This window comes from Proteiniborus sp. MB09-C3, from assembly GCF_030263895.1.
In the GTDB taxonomy this organism is placed as follows: domain Bacteria; phylum Bacillota; class Clostridia; order Tissierellales; family Proteiniboraceae; genus Proteiniborus.
The window spans coordinates 1,738,688-1,755,878 of sequence record NZ_CP127161.1 but is presented as its reverse complement, the minus strand read 5'-3'; the positions used below and the strand labels follow the sequence as shown (position 1 = coordinate 1,755,878).

Genomic DNA, 17,191 nt, shown 5'->3' with positions numbered 1-17,191 from the left:
AATATAACACAGGAGGACAGCTCAACGAAATATAGCCATAGTACTTTCATAATTAGGACATACAATCTAAAACATTCTATCATATCTATGCAAAATAGAATTTCAGTTTATAGTCATTCTTTCTAGGTCAATATTTGTAGCTAATATATTTTTTCAGGATACTTTGCAGCTTTTTTATCGTCTAAAGCGTATATAGGTTGAAAGAGTTAAAGGAGGTGATACAAATGGCATATAAGTCCTATCGGCCGAAGGACTTTGAAGCATTTGTAACAAAACATGAAAATAGACTTTATCGTACTGCACTAGCTATTATGGGAAACGTATCTGATGCCGAGGACGTGGTGCAGGAGACATTTTTTCGTACTTATGAGAAGACTCCAGAATTCGAGTCAGAAGATCATGAAAAAGCATGGCTTATCAGGGTAACAGTGAACCTCTGTAATAGCCTCCTGCGATCTCCTTGGCGAAAACGCACGGTGCAGCTTCTCGATTCATATCCTGCTGGGGAAGCAGAGCAGTATGAATTGTTGGAGCAGATTATGGCCTTACCACCTAAATACCGAGCTGTTATCCATTTGTTTTATTACGAAGGTTATTCTATTAAGGATATTTCTGGGCTAACCGGGCGAAAGGAATCTACCATCAGAAGCCACCTGACTCGTGCACGTCAAAAGCTCAAATCTGTTTTAAAGGAGGATGACTATGAAAGCATATAACGAATATATGAATAAAATATCAGTTTCAGACACACTGCACCAGAAACTTGTGTCTTGCACTACCAATACCAGACCTATTCGTAGCCATATCATGGCTAAGCGTTACGCCACAGTCTTTGCCTGCCTTGCTGTAGTCTTGCTGAGCGTAATTGTAATACCTCAATTAATGCAACGTAATGCAGAACTTACGCCAGAAAATAATCTGTTAGCTTCACAATCTGACCTAAATATATATACACCTGATACATCAAAGGATTACGAATTGTATTTCAATAAAACTAACAATCTATTTTCCACATCCGATAACTGTGTAATACAGGGACATTTCTGGCAAGAGCTAACTATTGATGAACTTAAGGCTGTTTTTCCCGACCTATCAGATACACATAGCGTTACAGCCACTGCAAATTTTCAGAGCAATGAAAGCGATGTCTCCTTATTTAATATTGATGCTCACGCAGTATCTGCATCTGGCCTTAAGACGTATATCCAGATTTCACCTAATGAGATAATAATTGATTATATAATGGAGGGCGATATTAAAAACTCAGATGTCTTTGGAACATCAGTCGCAGCAGGATATTTTGAGACCAAGCCGAACAGCAAGGGTGAGAAAAACATCATCTATTTTGCATCCTTCAAGCTTTCGGATATAGCCTATTATGTAGAGCTTGGCGGCAAAGAAACAGAAAAGGAAACCCTTAAGGAAGAATTCTCCGCCCTCATTGGCACACTCATTAAGGGAGGAACAGCTGATCTAAGCGTATTCCATCCTATCGTACCCGAGCTGCACAACGATCAACTCAATCTGGATGAGGCTCGTGCAGACGTTGATTTCGGAAAGTATTTACCGGCAACAATCCCAGACGGGTTTGTTTTCGAGGAGGCCTTGCGCTTTATCAATCAAGAGGGGGATGAACTGAGCGCCTATTGGGTAAAAGGCATGGGATATATAGACTGGCATGTTTCAACACTAGATGAAAGCGACAAAATGAGAATTACCTCTATTGAAGACACAGGCAATTATGACCTCTCACTATATCCTATTCCTCGTGCAGATTCTGTTCCTAACGAATTACGGGAGATCGTAGATAATCCTATCTTTCTTAGTGAGGAGCTGACACTTGAGGCAGTGAAGTCACGAACTTATGAGGTTTCAGACTCAGGCGATGAGCCAGGTCCGCGAATGCGATTCAGTGTACTGTATGGAGATATCTTAGTGGAACTCAGAATAAAAGGTGCTTCATCAGAGGCAATGTTTGATATCTTACAGCAGATTAAGAAATAATGTGGTTTGTAGATAAGGAGCGATTCATATGAACTGCTCCTTATTTTTCTCTACATTTCGAATATCTGCAGTCAAAACTTGTATAATTACGATTAAAAAAGCTGCTATTTATAGCATGATATCAACAAATAAAAACACAGCTTTGATAGAAATTTTATAAAATGAGAAAAGTATCTTTGTGTATTGTATTACAGAAAGGCTTGTTATAGCAAGAATTCCTGCTACACAGGGAACAGTAAATGCGGGTTAGATTTTACGTTTACCCAACTAATTATTGAAAATAGATTGCATATTTTTCCCTACTGCTTTTAACAATTCTATAGGTAGTTTTTCTACTTGTTCACCAATAATTACTCCATGCGGTTGTTTGTATCCTTCATTCCATACGAAATTAAAAATCTTTTCATTTGTTTCACTATTTTTTCCTATTTGAAATGCATAGACTTCGACATTTTTAGATAATAATTCTTGTACAGCTTCCTTTGCTGATCCTGGAAAACTTGATGCACCATCTGTAATTTCAAATACTATTTTTATTTGCTTTCCTTTTTTGAGTTCACTTTCCTGCATGGACGTAATTCTATTAGATATTTCTTTAAGACAGCTTGCATCGTCAGTTGCTCCATCTGCTGCATCTAGCTTTACAATTGAGCGAATTATGTCGCTTTTTTCTTTTACCTTCGCATTTTTATCGTTAAATTCTTTAACATTATAGTACTTACTTCCATAAAACCAGGTTTCACTTAAAACTTCTACTTTTTGATTCAATTGTTCTGCATTGCTTCTCAAATATCGATTAAAATCATCTATTGATAGCAATGTCACTGCTAAAGCTTTTCTCGCCGCCTCAATTTTTGACACATTCATTGAGCCTGAATTATCTATTACAAAAGAAATCTCTATCCTTTCAGGCAATATATCTGTTTGAGGCTCTAATAAGTATCTATTAAAAATCGGAAGGTTTTTGTAATTTCCCTTCTTTTCAGCTTCCACAAAATCTGGATAATAGTTAATAAAGCTACTTATATCTAGCTTTCCCTTTATTTGACCATCTTTTTTCACACTTATTTCTTTTTTAGCATCTCCTATTAGCTTTTTCCAAAACTGACGCATTTGTTCCCTTTCCGATTTCATTTTATTCGAATAAAATTGAAACAATTGTTGATCTGTTTGACTAATCCCATAAGGCTCTAAATCTACTTTACCTTGCATAATATTTTGTACGCTGGTACTTATTTTATCCTGCTGATCTAGCATTTCTTCTAAAATCTTCTCCACTTCTTCCTGGGTAGATTCTAGTAAATCTGGTATTTCATCTGCTTTAGACTGTTCAAAAGGATTTTTATTTCCTTCAACTCGCTCTTCTTTCTGTCCTTTTGATTTATAAAACATCATTTCATCAATTTCTTGTTTCCATAATTGCTCAAAAGTTGGAAATATAAAAGAGCGAATGAATGGATCTCTTTCTAAAATTCCTTCATCACTATTTATCTGTCTGATTAATTGATAATGAATAAACTCAAAAAAAGGCTGATTTAAAACTTTTCTATCAAAAGGATTTTCAACACATCCTTCAATTTTAGGTTCAATTTCATATAATTCAATAATTAAAAAGCTGTTCACAAAAGCTCTATGTCTAGGCTTTTGTGAAATTGACTCAGTAGTCTTGCCTGTTTGCTTCATATGTGAAACAACTTTTTCAAAGTTTTCTTTATCTCTGTATATAGGGCACATCTGGAAAACTCTCAAAAAAGATGTATACTTATCCAATAGATATAAAAAATCTAGAATTTCTTTTCTCACATAATTCGAAATAATTTTAGGTTGATATGCAGGATCCTTTTCCAGTCCTTCTTTTTTTATTCTAGCTAGAATATAGCTTGTCATGCGATCAATTTCTTTCTGCCAATCTTTTTTTCTATTAAGGTATTTTTTAGTTTGCTTTTTCCAATCATGATATAATGCTAGCTCATAGTAAATATGCCACATGATTTGATTGTCATCTAATTTTCTATCCAAAAAACTTTCCAAGGGCAAGTACAAAACTCCTTTGGAAGGATCTAATAGAAATCTCTGTAATTTTGAATCAGGAATATACAGCAAACTAGAATCTACAGTAAATGTGGCTAATGAACGCTTTTCTTTTTGCAAAAATTCTTCGCAATGTTTTTTAGATTCTTCAACTAGAGCTTGTTCATCAAAGTCAAACATACTCATCCCTCCTGACTATTGATAAAGTGGTAAATCCCACAAAGCTTTTGGTGTATCAATTCTATCAATGTGTAGCAAACTTAATTTACCTTCTATATCCATGAGCAAGTATTTTGAAATATCTAATTTGAAGATATTTGTAAAAAAGATATCTTTGATAGTCACCTCTTCATTTAGATACCAATCCCCAAAATTCTCCTCAAGTAAATATATAATTCCATCTTCACTTAAAACTACAGCTGTGCCTCTTTCAGATTGAACATCAAATAAATTTCCTCTCAAATCGTTCAATTCTATTTTTATAGTTTTTGAATCCTCATATAAAGAAAATATATTAAGCTTACCGTTGTTGCCTGTCACTATAAGAGAATTTCTATTGCCATTTTCATCCTCTAGACATCTAATTTGTCTTATTTCATAATTTAGAAATTCAATTTTTTCTTTAATAGTAAGCTGTTTGTTCTCATATTCTATAAAATAGAATTCCCCCATCTTTGTCCCAGCTACAAAATAATCATCATTTATTTTTTCCAATGCTGTCCAGTTTGGGATAGTGCAATATATTTCTTTATGAAAAACTAAACGATACTCACTACTTTCTTTTATAATTTCAAATAGATTTAACTTTTCTTCTCCATTTTCCACTACAAATAAATTATCTCTAATTGCTAAACATCTTCCAAATCCGTCAAAATCATTATCTGTTTGAATCCTTTTAATTTTGATTTCTTCATTAAAATCGGGTATTTTATCAAAGTTATTGCTTGAAAGTATATAGCAACCCCCTCTTACTCCTAAAATCAAAATTTCTTTATCACTCAATTTATATATAAACGAAATTGTCTCCTTTATTTCTTTAATGGGAGGGCTCCACTCCACTTCAATTCGATTGTGATTAGAAAAATCATCTCCAATATCTATATAAAAAAATTGAACTTTACCATCTATACCACTTGTAATAAAAAGATTTTTATTAATCCTCAATGTACTTTTTAAAAAACTGTCAAAAGTAAAAGCACCTAATTGCTTTATCGAATTTATTTGCATTGAAGTCTTTTTGATATTATTTGCATAAACTCGGTAATACGGAATTAAATCAGCCAATAACTCTTCTTCTATTTGTGAAAGTTTGTCTAGTTGTTCTTCAAAGCCATCATCTAAAATTCCATTTCTTCGGCATTCATTTAGTTTTTCTCTTAGAGCCTTAACTTGACTCTTAAAGCTCTTTCCATCTACTGAAAAATTCATTTTCATTTTTCTCCTCCATTATCTTCTAAGTATTCAAGTATATCCTTTGAATGCTCTAAATGAGATAATTGTTGGTCTAATTTTTGATATTTTTTCACATCAATTCGTATTGAATCACCAATTTCAGCTTCAAAAGTTTCTTTTAGCTCTTTTGGCAAAGTTCTTCTGGGGGTTCCCTTCCCAAATATCAGATGAACTACATCCAAATAGCTTAAAGTTTCCATTGATGGGCGAACATAGTGATATGGACGAGTACGAATCTCGTCATAGGTTGTGGTTGCCTCTCCTATACCTTTAGTTTCAATATTCCACCCTTCTTCTATAGGGAAAAATCCAAAACGCACCGCTTGTGAGAGAATATAGTTTTGATCATCGGGATAGGTTATTGAACTAATAAAACCATCCCATAAAGCTTTGCTCAAATCTTTTTCTTCGCCTTGATTCCAATTATCTAAAACGTGTAAAATATTTCGGATTGATAATACAGATTCTCTCAACTCTAGTTCATCCATTCCAGATTCTTTTTGAACTTCATTATCTCTCCACTTACCCATAAAAACATTTTGAGTAACCTTGCACAGCTGAGAGAGGCGAAATAACTCTTCTAGTGTCCTTCTGGAATCAGGAATATGAATATTTCCATTTTTATCAGCTAACTGTGCCATTATTATTCTAAAAAGCTCATTTTCTTCTGGAAACTCTTGGTCTTCTAAGGAACCAGTTATCTTTTGAGGTACATAATTGTATTCAATAGTTACAAAACGTGACTTAAAGGCCGGATTTAACTCATTTGTTCCTTCATAATTGACCATTTGAGTTGACAGGTTTCCTGTACCAATAAATCCAAATCCTGATTTAATCAAAACAGGACCAACACCTGTAATGTATGCTGTATTTCCTGCATGACGTTGTAATATATCATTCAAAGCAATTAAGTTTTGCATTGCAATTGTATTTAATTCGTCTACAATTACGGGACGACCTTCTTTTACTGCAATCAAAATTTCTCTTTCTATTTTTTTGATTTCAGTACCAAAAGCACTGTTACTTGCTACCAATAAATCAGAAAAGCTTTTCCATATTTGAATCTTAAGCTGCAACTGCTCCTCATCAGTCATCTGCTCTAGTCTTGTTCTGTGATCATCCATCCACTCATAAAAATCTCCTATAATCATATTCAGATAATCTGCAAAGGAGCCTTGAGAAAAACTGTGTTTGAGAGACAAGGTTTTTTCTACGAACATATCTTCGTAAGTTAAATTATGCGAACCAGATATGAACAACGGCTGTAAAGATTTTATTTCCTCTTTACTTCCATTAGTTAAAATATTTTTATAGTAGAGATTTCTTTCTTCATTAAATTCTCTAAATTTTTGAATGGCATCTTTTTCTGTAGCATTTGGATTTGCAGAAAACCAATCCTCCATTTTTTCCTCTAATTCTCTTTGTATTTTATTTTGAATAGTAAAATCCAAGGCTGCCTCAGTTGCTAATTGTGTTTTGCCACTTCCTAAATGTCCTACAATATATACAGGAACACCTAAATTTAATGATTCTATTACTTTTTGTTTTGCTTTAACTACGTAAGGAACAGTTACTAGACGTTGCTCGTGTTGAGTTTCTATATCGCTTATCAATTGACGTCTATAATAAAATTCCCATGCTTCTGGAGAGTTTTTCAGGATTATTTCTAACTCTTTTTCCAATTTTTCTATGCAGTCAACTCGATATCTTGTAGCTGAATTACTGCCATAATGACTGTAATTGTTACTCTCGCTATTGACCCTCCTTTCCCAACGGAGAAAAAACCTTTCATATTCAATCGAATTTTCAACTTCCTGTATCTTTTTGCCCTTATTGATTGTTTCCTCTTCTACATATGCTTTATATTTTTCGTAATACAAATTATTTTTCCTAGAATCGGAAAGGATTTTGCTGTCCATTTTTTCAAATTTTCGAAAAGCCCTAAAAAATGCTCCCTGTTCATCTATTCTTTTATCATTCTCATATCCCGATGATTTTAAGGCTTCTCTTCGCAAATCTTCTTCATACCAGCTTTGCATTTCTTCTATAGTAGGAATATGAGCCTGTTTCATACTTTCTTGCTCTTTCACAGAAGCTTCCTCCTTTGTATAGTATTCTATTATATTATCAACATATCAAGCTACAATATGAATAATAAATAAATATAAATTAAAATCCCGAATTTTAAAACAATCGGGATTTTAATCAAGCTATCTAACTCGGAATGTCGTTAAATAATTTCATATTCTTTCAACAACTTTTCAATATCTGTTCCTGCTATTTGTTTTATAATTTTACGCTTAGCTAATGGTGATAAATTAATTTCTGGTTTTTCTCCATCTAGTAAGCACTTACCCGCATTTAACAAATAACGGATATCGTATCTCGAAGAAAATACCTCAGGAACTCCTTTTTCAACTCCAGTCAAAACATATACAGCTTCCATGGCCGTACGTCCTGAGTATTCGATGGTAAACACAGTATCACGTCCCGGATCATCCAATGTTTCAGCAAATTGTCCAAGAAAAGCAAAATTTACTGCATTCTTTGGTACAACATATGGACGATCTCCAAATTCACGAGGCATAAATTGAGATGTAATAAATGGCATCATAACAGGAACTGAACTACATGATTCTGCTAACTTTTCAATTTGATCAGTAGGAACACCTATATGATATAACCACTCTTTTGTGATTTCCTTACCAGTACAATCTCTCATAGGCTTTTTAATGTAATCTCCAGGAACATCAGAAAACAAACCATATACCCAAACTACAACATCTTTTTCGGGTTGTCCATAATATTGTTCTTGACGGTTTATTGTCCAGCTCATCAACCATGAAGAATCAATAGCTGTAACTATACCGCCTGTTACAGTACGTCCTCCATATGGCGAACGTTTTGTGATCTTTTCAATATACTTAGGAACACGTTCATCATGGCAGGTTACTGTACAAGACTCCCAATTAGATTTTTCTGTATCTGTACAGAATTTATCTGGGTTTCCAAATTCATCTGATTGAGCCGCTATGTTTCTCCATAACCTCCAACATCCTTCTGGTTCCCTATTAAATGGAGCAGGAGTATTGTCATCACCATATCCAGAACCTTCAGTCATAGAACCATTAGTAATAAATACTAGATCATTTTCTGTTAAGTCAATAAAAATATCCTTTCCAGTTTTATCTGTTGCAACTATTTTCTTTGCAACCTTTTTATCATCTGAAATTGAAAACTCAACATTGTCTACAGTAATTCCATATTCAAATTTAGCACCATTGTCTTCCAAATATTTAACCATAGGTTTTACAAATGAAGTATATTGATCATGTCTTGAAAATTGTAAAGCAGAAAGATCTGGTAGGCCTCCAACATGATGAATAAAACGATTCATATATAATTTCATCTCTAAAGCACTATGCCAGTTTTCAAATGCAAACATTGTTCTCCAATATGTCCAGAAATCAGTGTTTAAAAGTTCTTCAGAAAGAACATCTTCAATAGATTTATTTTGAAGTTCGTCATCACTTATGCTTACAAAAGCAGCTAATTCTTTTGCTAAATCTTGACCCAGATTAAATTTTCCATTGTCATAGCGTTCACCTTGATTTTTAGTAATACGACAATTACTAAAGTTTGGATCATCATAATTTGTATAATAAAAATGATCTAAAACAGTCATATTAGGATCTTCTGTAGATGGTAATGAACTAAACAAGCTCCATAAAACCTCAAAATGATGACCCATTTCACGTCCGCCACGTGCTACATAATTCATATTTTGACGAACCTCACCGTCCAAAGATCCACCAGGAATATCTAATTGCTCTAAGAAAGTAATCTTGCTGCCATCCATATGAGCATCACGAATTAAAAAACAACCAGCAGCCAAAGCACCAATTCCTGTACCAATTAAATAAGCTTTTTTGTCTTCAATTCCTTTAGGCTTTCTCGCATTTACTAAAGAATGATAAGTTCCATTTGTAAGCGTAAGTCTATCATCATGTGTCTTTAATTTCATTTTATCTCCCTCTTTCTTAATTTTTAATAGTCTTCTAAAGGCTACTATATATGTTTAGAGTTCTTTAATATCCACTCTTTAGTATGCCCACATGGTGTAAATAAATAATAAGTTTTTCTTTAACTTTGTAAGTACTTATTATCTGTAGGATTTGTATAAATCTATAATATAGTTTTTCTATGCCTTTTTCATTAGATAAATAAACTGCGGTGTCCAAAATTTGAACACCGCAGTTTATTTGCTTAATCTTTAGGCATTTAGGTTAAAATGTCTAATAAGAAGGAATTTCCTATTGTTTTTACTAGTCATCATTCAAATCAGCACTTCGCTTAAGGGATAATTCAATGTTTCCATCGAAAAGCTGCCCTATTCGTCTGATTATAGTATTAGGGTCTTCCTTCATTCCAGAAGCAATCCATCGCAGTACCATTTCAGTGAGAGCACCCTGATAAAAGGAAGCAATCAGCTTTCTATCTTCTGAGGAAGCTAAAATACCATCACTAACTTTTTCAACATACCGGATCATGACATTTCCTGATACATTGTATATATAATTTACTAATTCTTCTCTTTGCATAGAATTATATACATGATAAATGGCTGTCTTGTTTTCTAAAGCAAATTTAGTAGCCACAATAAAGCTCTCCTCCCAAGAAAGCGTGTCATTGTATTCATCAATGACCGTCTGAAGTTCTGTTTGGAAAAGCTCTGACAAAAGTGCATATACATCTGTATAGTAATAATAAAAGGTATTTCTATTGATCTCACATGCTGTAGCAATATCTTTAACTGTGATTTTGTTAAGTGGACGCTCATTCAACATCTTTGTGAATGCCTCGCGTATCACTTTTCTGGTATATTGCTGTGCCAAGTTACCACCTCCTTAATTCTTCATCTGTATTCAAGAATATAATACATAGTAAGTTGTTTGCAAATAATCCATCATCATATGACTTATTATAAAACAGCTATTATATTATCTGTCAACATAATCACATACGCTTAAGCCCTTGATATGTTTTCCCTGAACTTAAAAATAGGGGCTTCAAAGCACTCCTTATCCTTTCATATTAGAATACGTCAACATTCGATATTGATTTTTCACCCTATTCTGTTCAGTTTAAAATCTTTGTCATTCCTTATTCCCTTTTTATATGAATCCCTGAAGAATACTAATCTTACTGGCATTATATCATAATACATCAATTTCTTTCTCTCTATGCAATATATACATGGATAAAGTCAATCCTGCTAGTAGTATAATCCCACATGCAATTGGCTCCAACCATGGAATTCCAGTAAATTTGTAAAAGAAATTTTTATCGCTGAAGGTATAAAGAAATACTGCAAAGCTAGTAAATGCAATTATGCCAAATATTGGAATAAGCTTCATTATCACTGCTATCAGATTCTGACTGAATCTTGAAACGACAAATGCCAATGCTGCTGATCCTATAGCCAAAGTATATAAGAGTAAAATATAAAGTATAATATATTGTCCATAAGATAAATCAAACCAGAAAAAATCTGCTCTAAAATTCAAAAATGAGGTAAGTCCATTGTTCCAGAAAACAAATGTACCATTTTTAGTATAAATAGCTCCAAAAATTAAAACACATAATGTAGTGACCATAAATGCTGAGATAATAATAGAAATAAACTGCTGGAGCAAAATCCTTCTTCCATTATTGGAGCTGTATTGTAGCAGGTTAATGTTAATTGAACGATCATTAGCAATAAGTGGCGAAACTAACACAAGTACTGTTAATACAGTCAAAATAGCTAAATAGATTGAATATGAGACTGTATTCTCAAGGGAATACCCATCCATAATATTTCTATATTCCTCTTTTTCCTTTATCTCCTGTAAACGAACTGATTCTCTTTTAGGTGTATCTTGCGAATTTAAAGCTCTTTCTAATGTGTATTTAGGATAATTATAATATCGCTCTTCGAGTACGTCCAATGCCTGTAATTTAAATCTTACAAAATTACCTTTCTCTCTAAGCAATGTCCAAATAGCCTCATACTCTCTTTCTGTTACATCCTCCTTACTATAAGTATCTTCATAATCTTTAAATTTATATATGCCTACTTCAGAAAAAATAGGGAATGTATTTATATATCCTTCTGCTTCAGATATGAGAGCTTCTCTTTCTTTTTTCATGAACTCGAAAAGTTGCTTATCTGTAATCATGGCACCATAGCTTCGTGTCATCTTCATGGCATACTCTGCTTCTTCAATCGAGGAATGGTTTCTTTTAAATCCCTCTATAAAATCTGCCATAAAGATCATGTAAAATAAAGCACCAATTATAATAGCTACAAGAAGAAGCTTTATATTCCATATTTTTTTAAACTCATTTAAAATTATTCTCATGTGATATCCCTCCTCTTAAATAATTTAACAGCTAGTATAGTAATAGCTATTAAAATAAGCGTTGATATACCTAGTCCCTTAGTCTCAAAATGTTTCCACAGGATATCAAAATCTCCGTCAGTAAACCACAGGCTATGCTTAAGCCACAGCCAGACTGGTGAAAGCATTGAATAGTATTTAATAAAATAGCTAATTAATGTAGCATTTGATATCCTTAAAGGTATAGCAACCATTAAAGTATTTACAGTTAGAAATACAAAAAAGCTTATATAGCTGTTTCTTATCATAATTCCCACGATAAAAGCCATGAGGGCAAAAGAAAAAATCAATCCTACACTCATACATACGGTTACAAGTAAATAAGTAAAAACACTATGGCTGTGCCATGTAACAAAGGGTCTTAATCCTGCAATCATATCGTATCTATAATTAAAAGCACTTGAAACACTGCTGCCCCAAATTCCACTATAATCATTGATACTGAAATATATTACAAAAGTAATAATAGCTAAAAGCAAATAAACACCCAGCCCAGCCGATATTGAAGCAGCAAATTTAGCCCTTAGGATATTTCTTCCTGTCTTTGTTGAATATACTATGCTTTCTGTCCTGTTGCTATTTTCATATCCTAATGAAAGTAAAATCAAAAGTACTGATATAAGTATTCCTTCAATAATCAACCAACCTGTAAGATTTTTAAATAATAGCTGATGCATATTGTAAGTAGCAGTAGCAAAGTACAGTGTCATGGATTCATTACTTTCTGCTTTTTTATCCACTACCTTTTGTAATTCAGAGTATTTGCTGCGTATGGTTTCTGCAAATTTATCTGGTGCACCCGATGCTGCTATATACTTCTCACCCACGTCAGTTATTATATAATCATCAAATACATCTCCAATCTGATGAACATCTAGCTTAAGCTGTTCTAAATAGCTAGTTTCCATATCACTTGCCTGTGTTTGCAATAATTTGTCATAAAAATTTTCATTTAATACATATCCTGTTTTATAAGATGTTTTTCCTATAAAATCTGGATACCTGTTCCACGAGCTGTTAACCACCAAAAGGATATTGAAAGTCAAAAATAGGATGATTAAGGCCCATAATGTGAATGATGAGTGTAACTTTTTAAATTCAAGCTTATAAATTCTCATACTTACACCCCATCATTATACACATATAAAAATACATCCTCTAATGTAGGTGTAACTCTACGTGCTTCCCCAGTATATTTTGTATCACAGGCAAATCTTACAAGAGTATTGTCACCCTCCTGTCTTTGAGTCAACATAATATGAGGCACTTTAACATTTTCGATTTCCCAGGTCTCATAGATTTTTCCCATGAGAGTATTGCATATATTAGATGGAGAATCATTGTAAAACAGTCTATGATCCTTAAACATGATTACATGGTTTGCAATTGTTTCTATATCAGAAACTATATGAGTTGATAATATAACAATCCTGTCCTTTGATAGACTGGAAATCATGTTTCTAAAACGAACTCTCTCCTTTGGATCGAGACCTGCTGTTGGCTCATCTAATATAAGAATCTTTGGATCATTTAAAAGTGCCTGAGCAATGCCAACCCTCTGAATCATCCCACCTGAAAGCTTACGCATTTTCTTATCAATTACATCCCCCAAAGCAACCACTTCCAGAAGTTCTATTATCCTGCTCTTTGAAATATGCCTTTCAATACCTTTCAATGCTGCCAAATATTCAAGAAACTGTCTTGGTGAATAGTTTTTATAATATCCAAAGTCCTGTGGAAGGTATCCAATAATATCTCTGTATTTTTCGTCTAGCGCCCTGATATCTGTACCTTCCCAAAGTATCTGCCCCTTTGTAGGGAAAAGAAGAGTGGTAATCATTTTTATCAAAGTAGTCTTGCCAGCTCCATTTGGTGCAAGAAGACCATATACTCCATTTTGGAACTCAATATTTATATCCTCAAGTGCAGTGAATCCATTGTATTCTTTTGTAACATTGTTAACTACCAACATAATATTCAACCTCCTTTTTGCTCATATTAATTAGTTTTTTTATTTCACTAATATACAAATAAAATCCGATTACAGCTACGACAATAGTTATACCTATGGGAATTTGTGATAATAATAACTCCCAGCCTTCACCAAAAATCAAAACCGGCAAAAATACAGTTACTCCCCATGCCACCAATGAAGTAAAATGAATCCAGCGTCCTTTAAAGCACCTCATAATATAGATAGTCATAAGAGCACATATAAATAATCCGCTTAGAGCAATGGAAACTGCTCTAAGAAAATTATAGGTATCTGGTATGCTACTGCTTATGAAAATGCATATTAACATACTTATCAGTGAATAGCACAAAATCCGAAAGATAATTACCTGCTGAATAGTATATTTAAGCGTCATTTTCAGTTCATAAAGACTGTCATTTCTCTCAATAAATTCTGTAAAGAATACAACTGTAATAAAAAACAATGGGGATATCGCAAATAATATTGAGTACATATTTGGCTGTGGAGATAGAGGGTAAAGCAGGTTAAATCCAATTGTTACAGCAACTGCCATTATTATTGCCTGTATTATATCGAAGAAAATAAACTTAAGTCCAAGTGAATGATACATTCTGTCGCAGAAATGCCAAATACTATCTGGCTTAGATAATCCCTCTGATAAAATATTTTCTATAGCCCTATCCTTTTCACTATTTGTAGGCTTAATTATATTCATCCTTAAACTCCTCTCTTATTATTTTTAACAATCTATAATACTTTGATTTTATCGTTGATTCTGGCGAGGATAAGCTTGCTGCAATCTGAGAAAAACTGTATTCTCCAAATATCTTTAACCGAAAAATTTGCTGTGAATTCATGTCAAATGAATTAATAAAATCCTGCAATCTAAATAATAATTCCTTATTTTCAATATTTAATGTAAACATAATTTGATCTTGTATTTCATATTCTCCTATATCAACTATCATTTTTCTTTCAGCTGAATTTTTTCTAAAATAGTCAATGATTTTATTCGTAGCAATTCTATAAAGCCAAGTACGAAATCCGGCCTTTTTTTCATCATAGGTTGAAAGGGATTGGAGCATAGATATAAAAATATTCTGAGTCACATCCATGGCAGTATGCTTGTCTAAAATCTGTTTATATGCATAAGTATAGATTTCATCATAATATTTTCTAATCAGTTCATCAGCCGATTTTCTATTTCCTGTTCTTTGTATACTACTTATTAATCTGTTTTCTCTAACCAAAGCACCATCTTCCCCTTCTTTATCCTCTTACTAATTATATTCGTATAGCAAAAGTTAAAAGTTTCAAAAATAATAAATATATTTAAAATATTTATCTAATCATATTGTACTACATGCTAAAAATTATTCTTATTGCAAAAAAGAAGATGTTAGCATATATTGACATATCATCCCTTAATATAATATTTATTCTATTATCTTTTCAAGCCTTACTACTGTTTATATGTGTTAGGAATCTAAGGTTTTCCCTAAGATTGTATCCAAGCATTTTTTAAAAAGGGCATAAAAAACGGGGTATCTTCGTTAGAAAATACTCCCGCCAATTTCCTTGAATTGATAAATAAAATACCTTGTTATATGCCAAAAACTAAAATCAAAAGGGGTATTGGTTCCTGTAATATAAATACCATGAGATATTCCCCAATTTGCTAAACTATCTTTTGCCATTTTTCTTTTGACTAAACTATTTATAATAGCTTTAAGCTACAATTTATACATGAACTTAAACAAAGTCCTTACTGGTTCATCTACTAGGTGGAACATAACGTCTAGTCCATCATAACATACTACATGAGTAATGCGTTTATCAAAAGCTGCTGCCCTTAAAGCAAAATACCCACCCCATGATATTCCAACTAATGCTGATTTCTCAAGCTTAAAGTAATCTAATATAGCTCCTACTGAGTTTTCCCATTTTTCATTAAATCTCATGCCTTGCCTAAGAGTCCCCCCTTGTCCTTCGCCCTCGAATAAAATTACATTATATCCAGATTGTGCAAACCATTCAGCTACAATATAAAATTCCTCAATAAAAGAATCATATCCACCATGAATTATTATTGTTTTATTAGAAGGATGTAATTCAGTTGCTAGACATGGTAAATATCCATCTTTATATGGGACTTTATGCTTAATAGCTTTAGGCATAGCTTTATCAAATACTTCAACACATTTATAATACATAGCATCCTTATCCGGATTATCATCTGTTAACATAAATTCTGACATTCTGTAGTAATACATGCTATGCATATATCTGCCTTCTCTTTCAGCAATCTCTGCAATATTCCGCCATTCTATATACCATGTAAAAGTCATATATTTTTGTGGCAGCTTTATATATTTCTTCCCTATCACAAGCTACATCTCCAAAGGACAATACACGGTTCACCTGAAAGTTAAAGTTAATATCTTCAAAGATTTTTTCAAATGACATAATATCCTCTCCTTTAATATCTATCTTAAAGGAAATCCATATTAAAAACATGAACGAGACGGCTATCTTTTTGCTTTTTCTGAATTATTTGACTGGGGCTAATTCCAAAGTTTTCTTTGAATACACGAGAGAAATGTGCTGAATCAGCAAATCCATATAAATAGGCAGTATCTGTAATAGTTTTTTGAGAAATAATCAATGTCTTAGATGCATTAATTAATCTTTTCCAAGTTATATACTTCATAAGAGGAATCCTCATTTCCTTTTTGAACAAATGAGTTACCCGTGATTTTGATAAAAAAACATTATTAATAACATCCTCGTATCTTAAATGTTCAAAGTCACTGAATTTAATATAATTAATCATATCCTTTACTCTTTTATCTAATTGTTCAGCAAGCTCAATATCTCCCACTAATTGCTCTAGAATCATTATTATAAGTCTTTTTACTGCCTCTATATCTGTAATAATGTTGTCAATTCTTTTCATAGCATTAGATATTTCAAGGTTATAAAAATATTCAATACTTTTATCTTTGAAATAGTATTGTTTAATCTTTTGTCCGATCTCTGATTCTGGATTGAATATCAGGGATAGGATCTTTCCATCTCCATAAACAAGATGTTGGACATTGCTATCTATAAACACCAATCCATTTGTCATGTTTCCATTTATCTCTAACCTATTTGTTGGAATAAGCAGTTGAATTCCATAGTGGGAATGGCTATATTCATTTTGTTCACCCCCAAACATCACTACAAATTGTTCAGATATGCCAATATACTCCATCTATTTTCCCTCTTTCTCACCCTGCAAATT

Annotated in this window: 14 protein-coding genes; 2 read left to right on the top strand and 12 right to left on the bottom strand. The window is 32.9% G+C overall.

The features are described 5' to 3' along the window. Positions 1-224 precede the first annotated feature (224 nt). Entirely contained in the window at positions 225-716 is a 492-nt protein-coding gene (locus QO263_RS08465; RefSeq protein ID WP_285628803.1) for an RNA polymerase sigma factor, read from the top strand. After that, positions 703-2,004 carry a hypothetical protein gene (locus QO263_RS08460; RefSeq protein WP_285628800.1) on the top strand — a complete coding sequence of 434 codons (1,302 nt, stop codon included), beginning with the start codon at positions 703-705 and terminating at the stop codon, positions 2,002-2,004. Before QO263_RS08465 ends, QO263_RS08460 begins: the two co-directional genes overlap by 14 nt. Positions 2,005-2,271: 267 nt before the next feature. On the opposite strand, the gene QO263_RS08455 is transcribed toward QO263_RS08460, so the two are convergent. The 12 genes from QO263_RS08455 to QO263_RS08400 all read right to left on the bottom strand — a co-directional run bounded on the left by QO263_RS08455 (position 2,272) and on the right by QO263_RS08400 (position 17,161). Next, a complete protein-coding gene (locus tag QO263_RS08455) occupies positions 2,272-4,215 on the bottom strand; it encodes a vWA domain-containing protein (protein WP_285628798.1) in 1,944 nt (647 codons plus the stop codon). 15 nt (positions 4,216-4,230) lie between these two features. Then, entirely contained in the window at positions 4,231-5,469 is a 1,239-nt protein-coding gene (locus QO263_RS08450) for a hypothetical protein (RefSeq protein WP_285628796.1), read from the bottom strand. Then, on the bottom strand, positions 5,466-7,559 hold the full coding sequence (locus QO263_RS08445; RefSeq protein WP_502928713.1) for a P-loop NTPase family protein: 2,094 nt from the start codon (positions 7,557-7,559) through the stop codon (positions 5,466-5,468). Before QO263_RS08445 ends, QO263_RS08450 begins: the two co-directional genes overlap by 4 nt. 158 nt (positions 7,560-7,717) lie before the next feature. Beyond that, complete coding sequence (locus tag QO263_RS08440; RefSeq protein ID WP_285628790.1) at positions 7,718-9,511, bottom strand: oleate hydratase; 1,794 nt, start codon at positions 9,509-9,511, stop codon at positions 7,718-7,720. Between the two features lie 301 nt (positions 9,512-9,812). After that, positions 9,813-10,382 (bottom strand): TetR/AcrR family transcriptional regulator, encoded by a 570-nt coding sequence (locus QO263_RS08435; RefSeq protein ID WP_285628788.1) that lies wholly within the window; start codon positions 10,380-10,382, stop codon positions 9,813-9,815. Between the two features lie 321 nt (positions 10,383-10,703). Further along, entirely contained in the window at positions 10,704-11,891 is a 1,188-nt protein-coding gene (locus tag QO263_RS08430; protein WP_285628784.1) for a hypothetical protein, read from the bottom strand. Then, on the bottom strand, positions 11,888-13,048 hold the full coding sequence (locus QO263_RS08425; protein WP_285628781.1) for a hypothetical protein: 1,161 nt from the start codon (positions 13,046-13,048) through the stop codon (positions 11,888-11,890). Before QO263_RS08425 ends, QO263_RS08430 begins: the two co-directional genes overlap by 4 nt. A gap of 2 nt (positions 13,049-13,050) precedes the next feature. Further along, positions 13,051-13,902, bottom strand: coding sequence for an ABC transporter ATP-binding protein (locus tag QO263_RS08420; RefSeq protein ID WP_285628778.1), 852 nt, complete (start codon positions 13,900-13,902; stop codon positions 13,051-13,053). Beyond that, on the bottom strand, positions 13,889-14,620 hold the full coding sequence (locus QO263_RS08415; RefSeq protein WP_285628776.1) for a hypothetical protein: 732 nt from the start codon (positions 14,618-14,620) through the stop codon (positions 13,889-13,891). The genes QO263_RS08420 and QO263_RS08415 overlap by 14 nt, the downstream gene beginning before the upstream one ends. Beyond that, positions 14,607-15,155 carry an RNA polymerase sigma factor gene (locus QO263_RS08410; protein WP_285628773.1) on the bottom strand — a complete coding sequence of 183 codons (549 nt, stop codon included), beginning with the start codon at positions 15,153-15,155 and terminating at the stop codon, positions 14,607-14,609. Before QO263_RS08410 ends, QO263_RS08415 begins: the two co-directional genes overlap by 14 nt. Before the next feature lie 483 nt (positions 15,156-15,638). Continuing rightward, the gene (locus tag QO263_RS08405; RefSeq protein ID WP_285628768.1) at positions 15,639-16,292 is read right to left on the bottom strand and encodes an alpha/beta hydrolase; all 654 of its coding nucleotides are present in this window, start codon (positions 16,290-16,292) and stop codon (positions 15,639-15,641) included. Between the two features lie 104 nt (positions 16,293-16,396). Next, positions 16,397-17,161 carry a helix-turn-helix transcriptional regulator gene (locus QO263_RS08400; RefSeq protein WP_285628765.1) on the bottom strand — a complete coding sequence of 255 codons (765 nt, stop codon included), beginning with the start codon at positions 17,159-17,161 and terminating at the stop codon, positions 16,397-16,399. Between the last annotated feature and the right edge of the window lie 30 nt (positions 17,162-17,191).